Here is an 18,403-nt window from a genome sequence, read left to right as displayed (position 1 = left end):
ATTGATTTTATCGTCTTAACTTATAAAATAACGTAATAAAGTTATATATTTACAGATAAAATAACTGTATTGGTGATAAGTAATAATAATCGTCTAAAAAACATTGCTATATGTGAAAACAAAATGCTATATTTACTATGTGTATATTTTGTTTTTTAAGGAGATAGTATGAATATAAATAGTTATTTTGACATTCAGGGAAAGTTTTATAGTAGAGAGCGAGTTCGTTCAAAAAAATCAAGCATTATCATAATGCCTAAAAATAGTCAGCAGGATGGAAGTTCTCAAATTAAATTATCTTTATATAATAATAATATATCTAAGGAATCACTTTTGGTTTGTATCCTTTCATTACTTAGTAGATGGAAAGAAGTCTCAGCGGACAGTGTTTTATATAGAGCTTTTTATGATGAGTTAGAAGGAACAGGTGTTAGAATTTTTATCAGTTTTAGTTCAACTTGTAGATTAACTCAAGAAGAGGGACAAGTGATTTTAGGTGAAGCAGTGCGGCTCTTTAATGATATTTTAGAAGTAAATGCTTATACTGTTCAGACCAATGAAGTGAATTTTGATGATTTATTAAGCCAGCAAGATGAACAACAAGTATTAGATTTCAGTAAGGAAAAAGAGCATGATATGGATTACTCTTTTACTTCGATTACTCAAGGGACAATATTAGAAAAATTTCATGGACTGCCACAAGTTAAAGCTAATAAAGAAGTGACTGATTTAAAAGGAAGGATTCAAGAGGTAGATAGTGACTTACTCTTGAATGAAACAAAAAAGAGTGAAAAACGAAAAGAAATCCTTAATTTAGAAGTCATTTTAGAAGATAAGCAAGAGCTACTGCTAGCTGATGAAAAAGAACAGAAGGAAAGCAAAAAAGAAATAGTCAGGTTAGAAATAAAAATAGAAGAGATGAACTATCAATTATTATCTAGCGAAAGAATAAAAAAAGACAACCAAAAAGAATTAATAAAACTAGAGAAACAGCTACAAGAAGCAAGCACTCAGCTATTGACTGGCGAAATTTTACAAGAAAAGACTCAAGAAGAGTTAATAGAATTAGAAGAGCGGTTAGAAAAAGCAAACAGCCAGCTAATAATTGATGGAAAAAGCCAAAGTGACAACCAAAAAGAGTTAAATGAATTAAAAAGACAATTAAGTGAAGCAAATAATCAACTGACAATGAGTGAAGAACTTAAATATAAGAATCAAAAGGAAATAACTGCATTAGAAGAACAATTAAATGAAGTGAATTCTCAGCTTGTTGCAAATGAAACACTGCAAAATGAAAATGAAATAAAGTTGGTAGAATTAGAAACAAGATTAGATGAGGCCACTGTTCAGCTAGTATCAGATGCGAAATTACAAAGTGAGAATGAACAAGAACTAAGTGAATTGGATGAACAAATAGATGAGGCCAATGCGCAACTGATATCAAATGAGAAGTCGCAAGGTGAGAATCAAAAAGAATTAAATGAATTAGAAACACAACTAGATGAAGTGAACCGTCAATTACTAGCTGATAAAAAACTACAAACTGAAAATCAAAAGGCTTTAATGAGACTAGAAGCTCGGTTAGAAGAGGCAAACGCTCAATTATTAGAGGATGAAAAATTAAAAAATCAAAATCAAAAAGAGTTAATAGAATTAGAAACAGAATTAGAAAAGACTGATACTCAGTTGTTAGAAAATGAAAAAAAACAAAATGAGAATCAAAAGGAAATAATAAAATTAGAAATAAAATTAGAAAAAGCTAATGCACAGTTACTAGAAGGAAAAATGTTAGAAGAGCAGAGTCAAAAAGAGAGAGTTAGATTAGAAACGGAATTAGGAAATGTTGGTAGTCAATTACTACATGATGAGGATTTATACAGCGAAAAAGAAGTTGATGAAAATCAGGAAGAAGTCATCGAGGTTGAAATAAACTCCTTAGAAGAACAAGAAGTACAAGCTGATGAAGAGTTATTGAATAAGGACCAAGAAGCGTCAAATGATATAGAGGTCGATCAAAAAGTACTGACTAAGGAATATTTGTATAGTTCGCTAGCTATGGATGAATCGGATCAATGGAGTGTTGAAAAAATCAGTGACCAAGCAGAAGTTAGAACGAATACATGGGAGAAATTTTATGAAAATTCGCAGAATAATTATCATAAAGTAAAAGGTACTGATGACGAAAAAAATATAAAAACTCAACCAGTCAGTAAAATCGCACCAAAAAATAAAGTGGCTCAGCCCTTAACAAGAGAAGAAGCAACGATAGAAGATTTATTTTTAAATTTTGATTCAAGTAGAACGAATAAAACAGTTTCAATCGATAGAAGACAGTACAACCATTATATAAATAATATAAAATATTTGAATTTACGCTGGCAGAAGTATAGTAGCAACCAGTTAGAAAGTAATCAAAATAAATTTCAAAAAACATTTTCAACATATGTTGACGATGTGGATGTTATTGTAGCTGAAGTATTAAACACGGCTCGAGGTAATAAATTAAATAAGAAAAAAGTCGTTTTGAACATAGACGATTTGAAAATATTAGAGGCGTATGAGGCTTTGTCTAATTATTTGGCGTAGATGGTTTATGATTGATAAAAATAAAATAAGGTAAATAAAAGGTTCAGATATTTTAGCCGATATCTGAACCTTTTTACTCTTTCTATGTAGTTACAATATCAATTTTACCTAAATTATTTACAGAATACTCACTCGATGAAACTTCAAGCTAACAAGGTAGTAAAATTTTATTCATTCTTAACATCATAATTCCTTGTAAATGATATACTTATATTCTACTAATAACAATTGAACAAGAATTTTAGTAAAATAAACTATCAAATTACCAAGAAGCATCAATTGTCGCAATAAATAAATACGAATACATAATAGCACCTGTCTTAGCATCTAAACTTCTCATTGAATAAACACTGGCCCCTAAAAATTCAGCAAAATTAGGATCATCTTCTAATAAATTATTTCTATGTCCAGGACTATTAATAAAATTAGCCATAGCTTGCGAAACAGCTTCATCTTCAGAGTAATAGGTTACACTTGACCAGGTAGTACCGATTTGTTCTTCAGAATGTTGGGCCCTCCATTGTGTCCAATCTGAAGAAACATTCTTTGATGCAGTATTATCAGATTTCATTCGAGAATTTTTATTTATTTCTAAATTATATACATTTTGTGATTGTCTATAATTATTAATAGACTCTTCAAACTTAGCAGTCATACTTAATGAATACGTTGGTATACCTAATTTTAACTCATTTTCTTTATTTTTTCTCCATATCTTAGTAATTGTGTAAGTTGTATGAATATCACCATTTGGAGATGTTGTTGTTTTACCTTTATCTTTTGATTCTGATACATAGGTATATCCATTTGTTGACTTCAAGATGTTTCCGTTTGTATCTTTATTAATGGTTTTTATTGACTCAGTTTCTTTAGGCTTATAAGGTGACGTTGCCGACGCATTGATATACCCTAACCAATTACCGTTTTCTTCAAATAGAGAATAGTACGTGTTTCCGTTAAAATGTTGATATCGACCTTTGGCTTGAAGAGGCTTGTTGTAATGGTTTGAGCCATCGCCTTTTTTCTTCCAATTGAAGTTTTGCCATAAATCATAATTTTTGGTGATTTGAATATAGCGACCATCTGCTATGTAATCACCTTGTGCATTAGTTTTTTTAGTTGCTCCAGAGTTTAAATAGCCCTGCCAATTTCCTTTTCCATCAAACAGAGAGTAATAGGTGGAGCCATTAAAATGTTGGTAACGGCCTCTAGCTTGTAATGTTTGACCATATAAGTTATTTGTATTGTTTTTTAATTGCCAATTAAAATTTTGCCAAACTTCATAATTTTTTTTAGAAATTTTCACATAACTTCCATCAGAAATATAACCACCTTGTTTGCTTGTTTTTTTAGTGGCCTTAGCGTTTAGATAACCTTGCCAAGTTCCTTTATTATCAAATAAAGAATAGTAAGTCTGACCATTTTCATGTAGGTATCTTCCTTTGGCTTCGAAGGTTTGGTTATAGATATTATTTGTATTATTTTTTAATTGCCAATTAAAATTTTGCCAAATATCATAATTTTGTTTGGTGATCTGAACGAGACTACCATCTTTAATATATGGACCTTGATTAGCTGCCTCTGCTTTTGTTCCGATAGAAAAAACTAGAGCCAAAGTGCCAGTAATGATTAATTTTTTTAAGGGATTCTTTTTCATTTTAATGCTCCTTTTCTTTTATACTTTTAATTTTAACATAGGAACTAAAAGTTAGTTGAATAATTATTAAATTGATTTTTGCCAAAAATAAAATATTGATCAGTGTTATGTGATGTAGTAGAGTATCTCATATTACATGTACAATTTCTGTAGAGTATCCATATTTGTTAGAGATTGAAGGTTATAGAGGTAGGGATAAATAAAATAACGTTCGCATCGCAATCCACGTCTAACAAAGTCTATGAGTGATTAATAGGCTCTGGATAAGTTAATATATTAAGGTTGTGTGAACGGAAAAAATGTAATTTTTATCTGACGATTTTCAGTTTAGGCTGCACTTTTTAGTTTTGGAATTGTTAGATAAAGTGGTTAACAAAATTCAACAAATATAAAAAAATGATAAAATCAAAATATTATTAGTCTAATAGGAAAATATCCACATTAGTGAATATAAAAAAGTAAAGAGGTGTTAATAGATTGATTGTAGATGGGTAAGAAATTAATTTTTTTCAAAAAAAATGGTGCTTCAGAACGATATTATGAAATTATTGTGCAACAAGTAAGAACTGACCTTAAAAAAATATCAGCTGTTCAACAAGTGAAATCTAATATTTCGAATACCACAGATTCTTTTTATTTTGAAGTAGAAATGAAACATTTGAATAAGTTGGTAACTATTTCAATTCGTACTCATTTTGTTAAAGATAAAAAAGCTACCTATATTTATTTGTATATAATAAATTATAAAGATGTCACAAGTTTAGTGAAGGCAGTTCAAATTAAATTAGTTGCTTATTATAATGTGTTAGCAAATGAAAATAATTTCAAACCTACTTGTATACTAAACTCAGAAAAATTGCCAACTAAAAATCAGAAGAAAAAAGAACCAAAAAGAAAGTTACGAGGAACAAAAACAGAATTATTAGAAATACAAAATAGTTCTTTCCAATCTTTTTTAAATGACTTTAATAAATAATTTTTTTAGGAATTTACTTTTTAATAAAATGATTACTGATTATTAGTAGGATTGTGTTATACTGTCGTCAGTAGAATATAGAAGTGAAAAGATAGTGGCTAGTCTCTTGAGAGAGGGGTGATGCCTTATGATGATTCGTAATAAAAGCATTTTCCCTAGAAAGGAATAATTGCGTGTCTGTTTTTGAAGCACTGTCGCTAATGATTGCTTTTGCAATGTTAGTACTAAAGCTTTATGACGATAAGAATCAAAAAAAGTAACCATCTTTTAACACTTTGACGAGAGTTAAGATGGTTACCAAATCATTTTAGAGCTGTCACCGTCTTTGAAACGGCTGTAATTCTACTACGAGGGGCATATTAGCGTATGCCTCTTTTTTATACCTTCATGATACCATATAGTAACCTGATTTCAAAATGTTAATAATCATCAAGATTAATCTTTCTGTTCCTTTTTCCTCCTATTAACTCTTCTTTTGAAAGAAAATAAATGGAAAATATTTTTTATTTGATGCCCTTAATATTGTTGAAATAAATGAAGTTGAAAAAATAATAGAAAAGTATATTTCTGAGTGAGGAGAGCACATATGAAATTTCAACATCACAATCCACATCAAAAAAACCACATGAGCCTAAATTACTCATGTGGTTCCTTTTATATCAAGGCTTATCTAAATTTTGAATTACATCATACCGCCCATCATTGATGGGTCCATTCCGCCACCAGGCATCATAGGCATATCCTTAGATGGTTTGTCAGCGATAACGCCTTCTGTTGTTAATAACAAAGCAGATACGCTTGCTGCATTTTGTAGAGCAGAACGAGTTACTTTAGTTGGATCAACAATTCCAGCTTCGATCATGTTTACCCACTCATCTGTTTTAGCGTTGTAACCAACACCGTGATCAGCTTGTTTTAATTTATCAACAATCACTGAACCTTCTAATCCAGCGTTTTCAGCGATTTGACGAACTGGTTCTTCTAAAGCACGTAAAACAATTTTCACACCAGTAGCTTCGTCCCCAGTAACATCGATTTCAGCTAATTTAGGTAAAACATTAACGAATGCTGTACCACCACCAGAAACGATACCTTCTTCAACGGCTGCACGAGTAGCGTTTAAAGCATCTTCAATGCGTAGTTTTAATTCTTTTAATTCTGTTTCTGTTGCAGCACCAACTTTAACCACGGCAACTCCGCCAGCTAATTTAGCTAAACGTTCCTGTAGTTTTTCACGGTCAAAATCAGAAGTTGTTTCAGCGATTTGAGAACGGATTAACGCTACTCGGTTGCTGATGACTTCTTTGTTTCCGCCACCTTCAACGATAACAGTGCTATCTTTATCGATAACCACTTTACTTGCTGTACCTAAAGCTTCGATTGTTGTTTCTTTCAAGTCTAAGCCTAATTCGTCAGTAATTACTGTTGCGCCAGTAAGTGTTGCGATATCTTCAAGCATTTCTTTACGGCGATCACCAAACCCAGGAGCTTTAACAGCCGCTACGTTAAATGTTCCACGGATTTTATTTAATACAAGTGTTGGTAAAGCTTCCCCATCAACGTCATCAGCAATAATTAATAACGGTTTGTTTTGTTGTAAAATTTGTTCAAGTAAAGGCAAGATATCTTGAATACTTGAGATTTTTTTATCTGTAATTAAAAGGTATGGATTTTCTAAGACAGCTTCCATTTTATCGTTATCAGTTACCATGTATTGTGATAAGTAACCACGATCAAATTGCATTCCTTCAACCACGTCTAATTCTGTTTCGATTCCTTTTGATTCTTCAATCGTAATAACGCCGTCGTTACCAACTTTTGCCATTGCTTGAGAAATTAAGTCACCGATTGTGTCACTTCCTGAAGAGACTGCCGCAACTTGTGCGATAGCTTCTTTTGAATCAACTTGTTTAGAAATGGCGTGTAATTCTTCAACAGCCTTTTTAGTTGCAAGTTCAATCCCGCGACGAATCCCAATTGGGTTAGCGCCAGCAGTCACGTTTTTAAGTCCTTCACGAACGATAGCTTGAGTTAAGACAGTGGCAGTTGTTGTACCGTCACCTGCGATGTCGTTTGTTTTAGAAGCAACTTCGGCTACTAATTGAGCACCCATGTTTTCAAAACGGTCTTCTAATTCAACTTCCTTAGCGATTGTAACGCCGTCATTTGTAATTAATGGAGAACCAAATGATTTGTCTAAAACAACGTTACGTCCTTTAGGTCCTAATGTTACTTTAACAATATCAGCTAATGTATCAACACCACGCATCATTGAACTACGTGCGTCTTCTGAAAATTTAATATCTTTTGCCATGATTAATCATTCACCTCATAAATTATTTTTTATTCTACGATTGCGATAATATCTTTTTCATGAAGGATTAGGTATTCTTTTCCATCATGTTTTACTTCTTGACCAGTATATTTTTCAAATAAAACAGTTTGGTTAACTGCTACTGTTACGGGTAATGTTGTTCCGTTGTCTAAAGTACGTCCTTGTCCAACAGCTACAATCACACCTGATTGTGATTTTTCTTTTGATGCAGATGTTAAAACAATGCCACCTACAGATTTTTCTTCTTCTTCTTTAACTTCGATAATGACGCGATCGCCTAATGGTTTTAACAATTGATATCCCTCCGAATATAAAAGATAATTTTTACTTCTTTAGCACTCGTCAATACGGAGTGCTAAACTACTCTTACATCATACCTATAAAAAAATATTTTTGCAAGAATTTTGATGAGTTGTGGCTTTTTTCTATGGTATGATGAAGAAAAATATCTGGAGATGGTTTTATGAATATTAATAAAAATACGCTATTAAGTGTTTTTATTTTTTTAGGCGTTTTAAATAGTCCACTTTTATTTTCTGCTTTAACTGTACCAAAAGGTATGCTGACTAACTTAACCGCTGTGATGTATCTATTGGGGGCAGTTGTGCTAACCATAATAAATATGAAGACTAAAAAAGAAAGCACGATGTCAGAAAGAAACATGCCGCTTTCTAAAATTATCTTGATCGGCTTACTTGGAATTATCATGAGTTGGTTTTTACAAATTATTATAGGAATGTTTGAGATGATTGTCTTAAAACAAACGACAGGATCACAAAATACGCAAGATATAGCTAACATGGTACGAGCTTCGCCATTTTTTATTTTGGCAGTGACAATAGCAGGACCGATTATGGAAGAATTTATCTTTCGCTTTAGTTTGATTAATTTTTTGAATCAAAAGTTGAATGTGTGGTGGAGTGCTATTATCAGTTCGGCAATCTTTTCTGTGATGCACGGAGATGGTCATTTTTTACTGTATGGCGGTTTAGGCTTTTTCTTCTTTCTACTATATAAAAAAACAGGTTCAATTTTAACGACGATAATAGCCCATGCTGGAATGAATACGCTGGTGATTTTATTGCAATTGACGATGAATTAAAAAATGTATTTAGAAGTATTGCCTTTTGAATAATAAAAAAAGCATTCATTTATCCTAAAATTTAGGATAAATGAATGTTTTTTATTTAATCTTCTTTGTTTTCTTTGTAGTGTGATAAGAAGTAAATTAATGTTTGCATTTCGTTTGTTAAGTCCACATTTTGAACTTGAACGTGATCAGGAACATTAAGACGAACAGGTGTAAAGTTCATAATCCCTTTAACGCCAGCTTCAACTAAACGATCTGCGTTTTCTTGAGCAGAGTGTGTTGGAACAGTTAAAATAGCAACTTCAATGTGTTGTTCTTTCACTTGTTGAACTAACTCGCTAGAAGAATAAACAGGCACACCGTCCAAAATGCGACCAACGATATCTTCGTCGATTTCAAAAGCAGCACTAATACGGATGCTGTCGCTTTGGTGGAAACGGTAGTTAATTAGAGCGTGACCTAAATTACCCACACCAACTAAAGCAACGTTCGTTAATTTATCTTCGTTTAATGTTTTAGCAAAAAAGTTCATTAAACTTTCTACATCGTAACCATAGCCACGTTTTCCTAATTCTCCAAAGTATGAAAAATCACGACGGATAGTAGCGCTATCCACTTTCACAGCTTCACTTAATTCAGTAGATGAAACTTTGTTCTTTCCTGAATCAAATAAAAATTTTAAATATCGATAGTATAAAGGCAAGCGTTTTGCTGTTGCCTTTGGAATGACAGCTTCTTTCATATTTTTTCCCTCACTTATTATAATAAACATTAAGCATTGTTATAATCTTCACGTTAATAGAATACAGTCTCCATTAATTAAATGCAATTTTTACGCTTGGAAAAGATGACAATAATCACAATTGAATGAGCATCTAGCGTAAATTATATGATAAACTAAGCAAAGAATACTAAAGGTGGAGAATGAGATGATTTTATTACAAGCAAATCAGGTAGCGCGTCTTTTTGGTGACGAGGTGCTATTTCAAAATATACAATTAGAAGTTCAAGATAGAAGTCGAATTGCTTTAGTCGGTCGTAATGGGGCAGGTAAATCAACATTATTAAAAATATTAGCTGGCATTGAGGAAGCTGATCAAGGATCAATTTCTAAAACGAAAGACTTAACAATCGGATATTTAGATCAACATACTGGTCTTGAATCAACCAAAACAATTTGGGAAGAGATGTTAACTGTTTTTGAACCGATTCAAAAAATGGAACGTCGTTTAAGAGCCCTTGAAGCTCAAATATCAGATATCACTGTACAAGAAAATGCGAAACAATATGAGCAAGTTTTAAATGAATACGATCGTCTTCAGCATGAATTTAATGATTTAAATGGCTACGGTTATGAATCGGAAATTAAATCTGTGCTCCATGGTTTTAGATTTGATGAAAGTTATTTAGATCACTTGATTAGTAACTTATCTGGTGGGCAAAAAACACGTCTAGCTTTGGCTAAGTTATTACTGGAAAAACCTTCATTATTGATTTTAGATGAGCCGACCAACCACTTGGACATTGAAACATTGGGTTGGTTAGAAAATTATCTTCAAAATTATCGAGGGGCTTTATTAATGGTTTCTCATGACCGTTATTTCCTAGATAAAATCGTTCAAGAAGTGTATGAAATTAGCCGCATGAAAATGAGTCATTATAAAGGAAATTATAGCCGTTATTTGGATCAAAAGGCAGAACGTTTAGAGCGAGAATGGAAAGAATTTGAAAAACAACAAGTGGAGATTTCAAAATTAGAAGATTTTGTAGCGCGAAATTTAGTCCGAGCATCGACAACAAAACGAGCTCAAAGTCGAAGAAAACAGTTAGAGAAAATGGACCGAATGGATAAACCACAAGGGGATGAAAAATCAGCAAAATTCTTGTTTGGTATTGAAAGACAATCAGGTCGTGAAGTATTGGATGTCGCACAAGCGGCGATTGGTTACGAAGAAACTATTCTGTGTGAGCCAATTGATTTCCAAGTGAGAAAACAAGAAGCGATTGCTTTAGTTGGTCCTAATGGTGTAGGGAAGTCGACCTTATTAAAATCAATCATAGAAGATATTCCCTTAATTAAAGGCTCTAAAAAACTAGGTCATCACGTCACTGTGGGATACTATGATCAAGAACAAGCTAATTTAACCTCTCATCAATCTGTACTAGAAGAATTGTGGTCTGAGCACCGAACCACACCAGAAAAAGATATTCGAACCATATTGGGTAGTTTCCTCTTTTCTGGAGATGATGTAAAAAAGACGATTCCTTTATTAAGTGGTGGGGAAAAAGCGCGTGTTGCTTTAGCGAAATTGTCGATGAATCGTGATAATTTCTTGATTTTAGATGAGCCGACCAACCATTTGGATATTGATAGTAAAGAGGTTTTAGAGAATGCCTTGATTGATTATGAAGGAACGCTGTTATTTGTTTCTCATGATAGATATTTTATTAACCGAATCGCTACCAGTGTTTTAGAGTTATCCGAGGATGGCAGCAAGTTGTATCATGGTAACTATGATTACTACTTGGAGAAAAAGTTGGAAGAGGCACAATTAAAAGAACTTCGTGAAGAAGAAACAGCAGAGGTTAGTGAATCAGTTACGGATACAAAGAAAAATTTTGTATTGGATAAACAAAAACAAAAAGAGAAACGTCAACTAGAAAGACAAGTCGAAAAATTAGAAGTTGAACTCCATGAGATTGAAGAAGTGATTGAGACTATTCAAAAAGAAATGGAGTTACCGAGTAATTTAGAGGATCATGAAGCTTTAAGAGAACTGAACGATAAGCTAAATAAATCTTTTGAAAAACAAGAACATATTCTTGAAGAGTGGGAAACAATTTCGATTGAATTAGAAGAGTTTGAATAGACAAGAGCATTAAAAGTTATGAGTGGCTTAAATAACTTTTAGTGCTTTTTTTTTGACTTTATTTTAAAAATGAATTAAATTAAAAACATAACGATTGAATGTTTTTTAGGAGGAGTTAACTTTGGGCAAGAAATATACAGCAGAACAAGCCAAAACAATGATTTTAGACGCAGCATCTAACCTTTTTATTGAAAAAGGATACGAACAAACTTCAATTAGTGATATTGTCTCTGGTTTAGACGGTTTGACTCGTGGGGCGATCTATCATCATTTTGAGTCAAAATACGACATTATTGTAGAAATATCGAAACGATTTATCTTAAAAAAAGAAATATTAAAAGAAATAGAAAACAACACCTTTCTAAATGGTTTAGAAAAAATTCAAAGGATTTTTTTAGAAAGTATGTTTAATCAAGAGCTTTTGGAGACGACTAGAGTATCTTTAGGCCTATTAACAGATCCGACCTTTTCAGCTCTTTATAATCGTCAAATCCTTAGTTATCTTGGACCAGAAATTGAGAGATGTATCGAAGAGGGAATTATAGATGGTTCCATCCAAAACGTGCCACCTAAACAAATGTCAGAAGTGGTTATTCTTTTGACAAGTACATGGTTTATCTATTCAATGTTTCCTAATACACAAGAGACGTTTATTGATAAATTGCAGACAGCCCAATTTGTTTTAAAAGCAAGTGGAATCGATGTGCTAAACGAAGCTACCATGAATACAATATTAAAAGCAGTGTCTTAAATAAAAAAGGAGAGTGTAAAATGAAAAAAGCAATGAAAATTATAGGATTTATTATATTAGGGATGCTAACCATCATTATCTTATTTTTTGCAGGATTATTTGTAACTAATAAAATCAAATTACATAATGAGAAGGATAAAATAGCTAATTACGGTGAGGCAGTGGATGTAAACGGGGAAAACATGCGAGTGAGTATTTCTGGAAAAGGGAAAGAAACAATCGTTCTTCTGCCAGGCTTTATGACAGCTTCTCCAGTCATTGATTTCAAACAACTTACCGACGAACTTGAAAAAACATATCAAGTTGTAGTGGTAGAGCCATTAGGATATGGTTTAAGTGATGATACGAAAAAAGAACGATCTGTGGATAATTTAGTCGAAGAAGTTCATGCAGTTCTGGAAAGTAAAGGAATAAAAAAATATACGTTAATGGCTCATTCAATTTCAGGTGTTTATTCATTGGAATATATTCAAAAATATCCAAATGAAGTCGAAGCATTTGTAGGAATCGATAGCAGTTTACCATCCCAAGGGAAAGGTGACGATAATCAAGAGGGAGTTATTAGTTTTTTGAGTCACTCTGGATTGTTCAGATTATTTGCTGACACAGATGAAGGAATGCTGAATTTACCTAATGTGACACCAGGGTTAAAAGAACAATATAAATACCTTTCATTTAAAAATATAGCATCTAATGGCACGATGAATGAGGCTAAAGCAATGCCAGAAAATTTCAAAAAAACAAAAGCGATCAACTATCCAGAAGCGTTACCTGTTATGTACTTCTTAGCAACAGAAAGTACTGAACCCGATGCCGATTGGTTAAAGATACACAAAGATATGATAAAAAACAGTCAAAAATCAGAAATCAAAATTTTAGAAGGTGGGCATTATTTACACCACACAAAAGCAAAAGAAATCTCAGAAATGACACAGGCGTTTTTAAAGGAATAAACAAAAATAGAGAGGAGGCCTTTATTAGGTCTTCCTCTCTATTTTGTTTTTAACTAAACTCAATGTCTCTTTTTCTTTTTGGTCGAATATTTTTTTTAGTAAAATTATTAAAGGTTCTTTCAATTTCACCAACAAATAAATCAGTGATTTCTTCAGTATTTTTTTGAGCGTATTTCCCACTATGATTTAGATATAAATATTTTTCTGTTTCCATATAATAAATAATATCTTTTGATTCTTGGATTTGCTCCTTAAAATTAATGGTGCTAAATAATAGCTGACAAATTAGAATAGTCACCCCAACTAAACTAATAATGACATTTTTAGCTATCTCGTCAGATAACAAAGTCACTAAAGGTAATGCTGCAGCAGCGAACACTTGGATGAAGAAAAGTAGTGAATAGCTGATTTTTAACCAAGTGGTTTTCTTTTTGTAGTGTTTAAGTTGTTTATCCACTCGATCATCTAAATAATTGAAATTTTCATACATAAATAAGTAACTCTCCTTTTTTATTGAACATATTAATAGTTTATTATAAAAAAGTAAGAGTTTCAATGGTATTCAGAAATATAATTAAACTTTTTAAGTTATTACGTTTATTTTTAATTGAAAAACAAATAAAAATGACATTAAGTGTTGTTATTTATGCTAATTTGGTCCGTTTTTAACCCCATCTTTAAATCCATGGAAGAAACTATTATAGAAATCGATGGCACTGTTGAAGAACATAAGAACAATGAGTCCAATAAATAGTAAAACTAACCCTAACTTTTGCCATTTAGATAGGTAAGGTAAGTAATCGGTGAAACGAAAACTAAGTAAACAAAAACCAACAATAGCAATGATAAAACCTAAATCTGCCATACATCAAACTCCTAACATTTAACGTTTATTTTCATTATACGCTTGTTATAAAATATAGGGAAGCTGTTTTTAGTTAGTATCTATCTTATTTATGGCATTGACGAACTCAATTTTTATTTCTTGATCATCTTCTTTTTCAAGGGAATCGATTAAAAATTCTTTGATGGCGTCATTTCCTTGACCTAATATTCCTAAGGCCCAAGCAGCCGTTCCACGAATCACGGGTCTTGGATCCTCTTCAATGCATTGCAGTAAATTTGGGATAGCTGTTTTATCTCTTGAGTTAGCCAAAGCGATAATGACATTTCGTTGAATCGGTTTCTTTCCACGCCAAGAGCCTGCTAAAATCCCAAATTTAGTTTTAAATTCTTTATTTGAAATAGTTAATAAAGGCTTGAGTAATGGTTGGACAATTTCTGGGTCTGGTTCCATTTCATCATGAAAATGGCTATCTTTTCCTTTGTTAAAGGGGCAAACTTCCTGACAAATATCACAGCCATAAATAATGGTTCTAATTTTTGGACGGAATTCTTCAGGCATCATCCCTTTTGTTTGGGTTTGATAAGAAAGGCAGCGCGTCGCATTCATCCGCCCGTCACCAAGTAAAGCCGACGTCGGGCAATAATCCACACATTTTGTACAACTACCACACTGATTTTCTTTTGGTGTGTCAGGTTCAAAAGGAATATTAGTGATGATTTCACCTAAATAAACATAAGAGCCGAATTCTTCTGTGATAAGTAAGCCATTTTTTCCGATAAAGCCAAGACCAGCGCGCTGAGCAACGGCGACATCAATTAATTCTCCAGTATCCACCATGGGCTTAAAGGTAATATCAGGATCATCTTGACTGATTTCTTGAATGTAAGCAATTAATTTTGCCATTCGGTCCTTTAATACGTCATGATAGTCTGTTCCCCAAGAGGCTCTCGCAAATTTCCCTCGTTTTTCACCACGGACTTTTTCAGGTCGTGTAGTCATGCGAGAAGGATAGGCTAAGGCAATGGAGATTATCGATTTTGGCTGATCAAATATTAACTCTGGATAAACTCGTTCATCGATATTTTGATGTTCAAAGCCAGTGGTATGATTATTTTCTTTTTGTTCCAATAAACTTGGTTTCAAGTGATCGAAAGGATCTGCGGAAGTGAAGCCGATTTTATCAATACCAATTTCTTTACTTCCTGCGATGATTTGTTCTTTGAGTGTGTTATACATTTTTTTGATCCCTTCTTTTTTTATTAGTATCTGATATATCTGCTGAAAATTCAACTGAAACTCCATTAGAATTCGAATGTTTATTTAAGGGAGTGAAGAGGATATGTTGATTGCTGAAACAAGTGAAGGGAAAAGAGTTAACCTAAGCCAGTTGAGTCGAGAAGAAATCACAGGGCTAAAAAAGAAGAAACATTATTGTCCTGGCTGTAAAAGTGAAATCATTGTAAAGAATGGGACGGTAATAATGCCTCACTTTGCTCATAAGAAAAATAGTCAGTGTTTCTTTTTTTCAGAGAATGAGTCAGAAGAACATTTAGTGGGGAAAAAATTAATCGCAGCTAATTGTGAAAAATATGGGATTGATTATGAATTAGAAGCTTTTTTACCTGAATTACAACAACGACCAGATGTTTTAATTAACCGCAAGATAGCAGTTGAATTTCAGTGTAGCCCGCTTAGTATTGCGCGTTTTAAAGAGAGAACTATTAATTATCAAGCATTTGGTTATCAAGTGCTTTGGATTTTAGGCACTAAATTACAATGGAAAGATTCATGTAGTTCTATGCAGAGACAGTTTGTGTATTTATCGAAGAACATCGGTTTTTATGTTTGGGAGTTGGATATTTCTAAAAAAGAGATTAGAAACAACTATTTTTTAGTTTCGAGTATTTGGAAAAAATTTTATCAGACCCAACTATTTTCTTTGGAAAAGGAAAGTGTGATAGATATTTTGCAGTTTCCTTTAAAAAATCATGAAGAAGTGAGTTATGAAATTGCGTCAAAGGTTGCCTGTGAAAAACGAATCCATTGTTGGAATCAGCAACTTAATCAGAAAAGTAAAAGTAGCTTGCAACTTCAAGAATTTTTCTATCAAGAAGGCTTAAATTTACGAGAGTTGCCAGTAGAAATTATGCTACCTAGTTTTCAAAGCGTGCTTTTAAAAGAGCAAGAGCTTATTTGGCGATTTCAAATTTACCAAAGGATTCAAAGAGATAAGAAGATGTCTTACCAAAGTCTTTATCGTATGCTTAAACAAAATTTTGATAAAAATTATCCGTTAATTTCTGATTGTCAGTTGATTAAGTATCATCTCTCGTTGTATTTGTGTTTTTTACTTCAAAATAAATTAATTATAGAAAAAGAAGGTTATTATTATCCAACGAATAAAAAATTCACCTTAAAAAAAACAAGTCAGGAATTTTTAGGAATTCCATTAAAATATGGTATGATTAATAAGTAAATTATGAGAGGGGAGTTATTAAATAATGAGTGAAGCAAAACAATTACCAAATCGTTCGGAATTAAAAGTTGAGGATACATGGGATTTAACCCCTATTTTTAAAGATGATGCTGCCTTTGATGTGGCTTATAATGCTTTAAGTGAAAAGTTAAAAGAAGCGGGTAACTTCCAAGGGACACTAAACAAAGGAGCAGATGCTTTTTTAAGTGCCATTGAATATTTATTAGCTGTTCATCGTGAAGTGGAAAAAATCTATGTGTACTCACATTTAAAAAATGATCAAGATACAGGTAATACAACCTATCAAGCTCTTTATGCTCGTGCCAGTACATTAGCAGCACAATCTGGAGCAGCACTTTCTTGGTTCCAACCGGAGTTATTAAGTCTAACAGATGAAGAAATCAATGCGTACTTTGAAGAAAATAAAAATTTAGAAATCTACCGTTACTTCATTAAAGAAATGACAGATGAAAGAGCTCATGTTTTATCAGCTAAAGAAGAAGAATTATTAGCGAATGCTAGTGAAATTTTATCAGCTGCAGGAGATACTTTCTCTGTTTTAAACAATGCAGATTTAAAATTCCCAATCGTTAAAGACGATGAAGGACACAATGTGGAATTATCAAGTGGTTTATTTGGTCAATTAATGGAAAGTACGAATCGTGAAGTTCGCAAGGAAGCCTTTGAAGCATTATATAGTGTCTATGAGCAATTTAGAAATACATTTGCCAGCACATTAGGAACAAATGTAAAAAAACATAACTTTAGTGCGAAAGTTAGAAACTATTCTTCAGCTAGAGAAGCTGCTTTAAGCGCGAACCATATTCCAGAAGCGGTTTATGATACATTGCTTGAAGTTGTTGGCGAGAATTTACATTTATTACATCGCTACGTTGGTTTACGTAAAAAATTACTTAATGTAGACACTTTACACATGTATGATATGTACACACCGGTTCTTGGTGATGCCCCAATTAAGTATTCTTATGATGAAGCTAAGGATATTTCATTAAAAGGATTAATGCCTTTAGGTGAAGAGTATCAAGAAATCGTTAAAGAAGCTTATGCGGATCGTTGGATTGATGTGGTTGAAAATAAAGGAAAACGCAGTGGTGCTTATTCTTCTGGCGCTTATGACACAAAACCTTACATCTTATTAAACTGGCATGATAGTATCAATCACTTATATACCTTGGTTCATGAGATGGGACATAGTGTTCATAGTTATTACACGCGTAAAACCCAACCTTATGTTTACGGAGATTATTCAATTTTCTTAGCCGAGATTGCCTCAACAACTAATGAAAATCTTTTAACAGAATACTTGTTAAAAACAGAAACAGATCCTAAAGTCCGTGCCTTTGTTTTAAACCACTATTTAGATGGGTTTAAAGGAACAATCTTTAGACAAACTCAATTTGCTGAATTTGAGCACTTTATTCACACAGAAGACGCGAAAGGAACACCGTTAACAAGTGAGTACTTAAGCGAATATTACGCTGAATTAAATACGAAATATTATGGTTCAGAAGTGGAAAAAGACCGTGAGATAGCATTTGAGTGGAGCCGTATTCCTCATTTCTACTATAACTATTATGTCTTCCAATATGCGACAGGTTTCTCTGCAGCCTCAGCTTTATCTGATAAGATCATTAAAGGCGAAGAAAATGCCTTAGAAAACTATTTAGGTTTCTTAAAAGCTGGAAGTAGCGATTATCCAATCGAAGTAATGAAAAAAGCTGGTGTTGACATGACTCAAGCTGATTACATTCGTGATGCGATGAAAGTCTTTGAAGCAAGATTAAATGAATTTGAAGCGTTGATTGAAACGTTATAGAATAAGAAAAGGTTGTCACAGAATC

At 32.7% G+C, this 18,403-nt stretch carries 15 protein-coding genes; 8 read left to right on the top strand and 7 right to left on the bottom strand.

Features of this window, described 5'->3' with window-relative positions; genetic code table 11:
• The first annotated feature begins 168 nt into the window (after positions 1–168).
• Positions 169–2,586 (top strand): coiled-coil domain-containing protein, encoded by a 2,418-nt coding sequence (locus G7082_RS03305; protein WP_166033804.1) that lies wholly within the window; start codon positions 169–171, stop codon positions 2,584–2,586.
• Between the two features lie 262 nt (positions 2,587–2,848).
• On the opposite strand, the gene G7082_RS03300 is transcribed toward G7082_RS03305, so the two are convergent.
• Positions 2,849–4,243 carry a CAP domain-containing protein gene (locus tag G7082_RS03300; RefSeq protein WP_166033803.1) on the bottom strand — a complete coding sequence of 465 codons (1,395 nt, stop codon included), beginning with the start codon at positions 4,241–4,243 and terminating at the stop codon, positions 2,849–2,851.
• 487 nt (positions 4,244–4,730) lie between these two features.
• On the opposite strand from G7082_RS03300, the gene G7082_RS03295 reads away from it, so the two are divergent.
• Positions 4,731–5,219, top strand: a complete 489-nt coding sequence (locus tag G7082_RS03295; RefSeq protein ID WP_166033802.1) for a hypothetical protein — start codon at positions 4,731–4,733, stop codon at positions 5,217–5,219.
• Between the two features lie 682 nt (positions 5,220–5,901).
• Here G7082_RS03295 and groL read toward each other — a convergent pair.
• Both groL and groES read right to left on the bottom strand, forming a co-directional pair.
• Positions 5,902–7,533, bottom strand: a complete 1,632-nt coding sequence (groL, locus tag G7082_RS03290; RefSeq protein ID WP_166033801.1) for a chaperonin GroEL — start codon at positions 7,531–7,533, stop codon at positions 5,902–5,904.
• Between the two features lie 29 nt (positions 7,534–7,562).
• Complete coding sequence (gene groES, locus G7082_RS03285) at positions 7,563–7,847, bottom strand: co-chaperone GroES (protein WP_166033800.1); 285 nt, start codon at positions 7,845–7,847, stop codon at positions 7,563–7,565.
• Between the two features lie 170 nt (positions 7,848–8,017).
• Between groES and G7082_RS03280 the strand changes: the two genes are divergently transcribed.
• Positions 8,018–8,656 carry a CPBP family intramembrane glutamic endopeptidase gene (locus tag G7082_RS03280; protein WP_166033799.1) on the top strand — a complete coding sequence of 213 codons (639 nt, stop codon included), beginning with the start codon at positions 8,018–8,020 and terminating at the stop codon, positions 8,654–8,656.
• Positions 8,657–8,741: 85 nt separating this feature from the next.
• Here the strand turns inward: G7082_RS03280 and G7082_RS03275 are convergent, their stop codons facing one another.
• Positions 8,742–9,386, bottom strand: a complete 645-nt coding sequence (locus tag G7082_RS03275) for a redox-sensing transcriptional repressor Rex (protein ID WP_166033798.1) — start codon at positions 9,384–9,386, stop codon at positions 8,742–8,744.
• 187 nt (positions 9,387–9,573) lie between these two features.
• On the opposite strand from G7082_RS03275, the gene G7082_RS03270 reads away from it, so the two are divergent.
• The 3 genes from G7082_RS03270 (at position 9,574) to G7082_RS03260 (ending at position 13,218) form a co-directional block, all read left to right on the top strand.
• Positions 9,574–11,514 (top strand): ABC-F family ATP-binding cassette domain-containing protein, encoded by a 1,941-nt coding sequence (locus G7082_RS03270; protein WP_166033797.1) that lies wholly within the window; start codon positions 9,574–9,576, stop codon positions 11,512–11,514.
• A 121-nt stretch (positions 11,515–11,635) separates the two neighbouring features.
• On the top strand, positions 11,636–12,265 hold the full coding sequence (locus tag G7082_RS03265) for a TetR/AcrR family transcriptional regulator (RefSeq protein WP_166033796.1): 630 nt from the start codon (positions 11,636–11,638) through the stop codon (positions 12,263–12,265).
• Between the two features lie 20 nt (positions 12,266–12,285).
• Positions 12,286–13,218: an alpha/beta fold hydrolase gene (locus tag G7082_RS03260; RefSeq protein WP_166033795.1), complete on the top strand. Its 933-nt coding sequence runs from the start codon at positions 12,286–12,288 to the stop codon at positions 13,216–13,218.
• Positions 13,219–13,267: 49 nt separating this feature from the next.
• Here G7082_RS03260 and G7082_RS03255 read toward each other — a convergent pair whose 3' ends face one another.
• The 3 genes from G7082_RS03255 to queG all read right to left on the bottom strand — a co-directional run bounded on the left by G7082_RS03255 (position 13,268) and on the right by queG (position 15,301).
• Positions 13,268–13,708, bottom strand: a complete 441-nt coding sequence (locus tag G7082_RS03255) for a DUF4231 domain-containing protein (protein WP_166033794.1) — start codon at positions 13,706–13,708, stop codon at positions 13,268–13,270.
• Positions 13,709–13,867: 159 nt separating this feature from the next.
• Positions 13,868–14,083, bottom strand: coding sequence for a hypothetical protein (locus tag G7082_RS03250; RefSeq protein WP_166033793.1), 216 nt, complete (start codon positions 14,081–14,083; stop codon positions 13,868–13,870).
• A gap of 69 nt (positions 14,084–14,152) precedes the next feature.
• On the bottom strand, positions 14,153–15,301 hold the full coding sequence (gene queG / locus G7082_RS03245; RefSeq protein ID WP_166033792.1) for a tRNA epoxyqueuosine(34) reductase QueG: 1,149 nt from the start codon (positions 15,299–15,301) through the stop codon (positions 14,153–14,155).
• Between the two features lie 103 nt (positions 15,302–15,404).
• Between queG and G7082_RS03240 the strand changes: the two genes are divergently transcribed.
• A complete protein-coding gene (locus G7082_RS03240) occupies positions 15,405–16,541 on the top strand; it encodes a competence protein CoiA (RefSeq protein ID WP_166033791.1) in 1,137 nt (378 codons plus the stop codon).
• A gap of 25 nt (positions 16,542–16,566) precedes the next feature.
• On the top strand, positions 16,567–18,378 hold the full coding sequence (pepF, locus tag G7082_RS03235) for an oligoendopeptidase F (RefSeq protein ID WP_166033790.1): 1,812 nt from the start codon (positions 16,567–16,569) through the stop codon (positions 18,376–18,378).
• Positions 18,379–18,403: the final 25 nt, after the last annotated feature.

The organism is Vagococcus hydrophili (assembly GCF_011304195.1).
GTDB lineage: Bacteria > Bacillota > Bacilli > Lactobacillales > Vagococcaceae > Vagococcus > Vagococcus hydrophili.
Note: the sequence above shows the minus strand (reverse complement) of the source record. Positions and strands in the feature narration are given on the sequence as shown.

What these genes read in the sequence shown, in the direction of transcription:
- G7082_RS03305 (WP_166033804.1), top strand. Translation starts at nt 169, where the DNA reads ATGAATATAAATAGTTATTTTGACATTCAGGGAAAGTTTTATAGTAGA.
- G7082_RS03300 (WP_166033803.1), bottom strand. Translation starts at nt 4,243, where the DNA reads ATGAAAAAGAATCCCTTAAAAAAATTAATCATTACTGGCACTTTGGCT.
- G7082_RS03295 (WP_166033802.1), top strand. Translation starts at nt 4,731, where the DNA reads ATGGGTAAGAAATTAATTTTTTTCAAAAAAAATGGTGCTTCAGAACGA.
- groL (WP_166033801.1), bottom strand. Translation starts at nt 7,533, where the DNA reads ATGGCAAAAGATATTAAATTTTCAGAAGACGCACGTAGTTCAATGATG.
- G7082_RS03280 (WP_166033799.1), top strand. Translation starts at nt 8,018, where the DNA reads ATGAATATTAATAAAAATACGCTATTAAGTGTTTTTATTTTTTTAGGC.
- G7082_RS03275 (WP_166033798.1), bottom strand. Translation starts at nt 9,386, where the DNA reads ATGAAAGAAGCTGTCATTCCAAAGGCAACAGCAAAACGCTTGCCTTTA.
- G7082_RS03270 (WP_166033797.1), top strand. Translation starts at nt 9,574, where the DNA reads ATGATTTTATTACAAGCAAATCAGGTAGCGCGTCTTTTTGGTGACGAG.
- G7082_RS03260 (WP_166033795.1), top strand. Translation starts at nt 12,286, where the DNA reads ATGAAAAAAGCAATGAAAATTATAGGATTTATTATATTAGGGATGCTA.
- G7082_RS03255 (WP_166033794.1), bottom strand. Translation starts at nt 13,708, where the DNA reads ATGTATGAAAATTTCAATTATTTAGATGATCGAGTGGATAAACAACTT.
- G7082_RS03250 (WP_166033793.1), bottom strand. Translation starts at nt 14,083, where the DNA reads ATGGCAGATTTAGGTTTTATCATTGCTATTGTTGGTTTTTGTTTACTT.
- queG (WP_166033792.1), bottom strand. Translation starts at nt 15,301, where the DNA reads ATGTATAACACACTCAAAGAACAAATCATCGCAGGAAGTAAAGAAATT.
- G7082_RS03240 (WP_166033791.1), top strand. Translation starts at nt 15,405, where the DNA reads ATGTTGATTGCTGAAACAAGTGAAGGGAAAAGAGTTAACCTAAGCCAG.
- pepF (WP_166033790.1), top strand. Translation starts at nt 16,567, where the DNA reads ATGAGTGAAGCAAAACAATTACCAAATCGTTCGGAATTAAAAGTTGAG.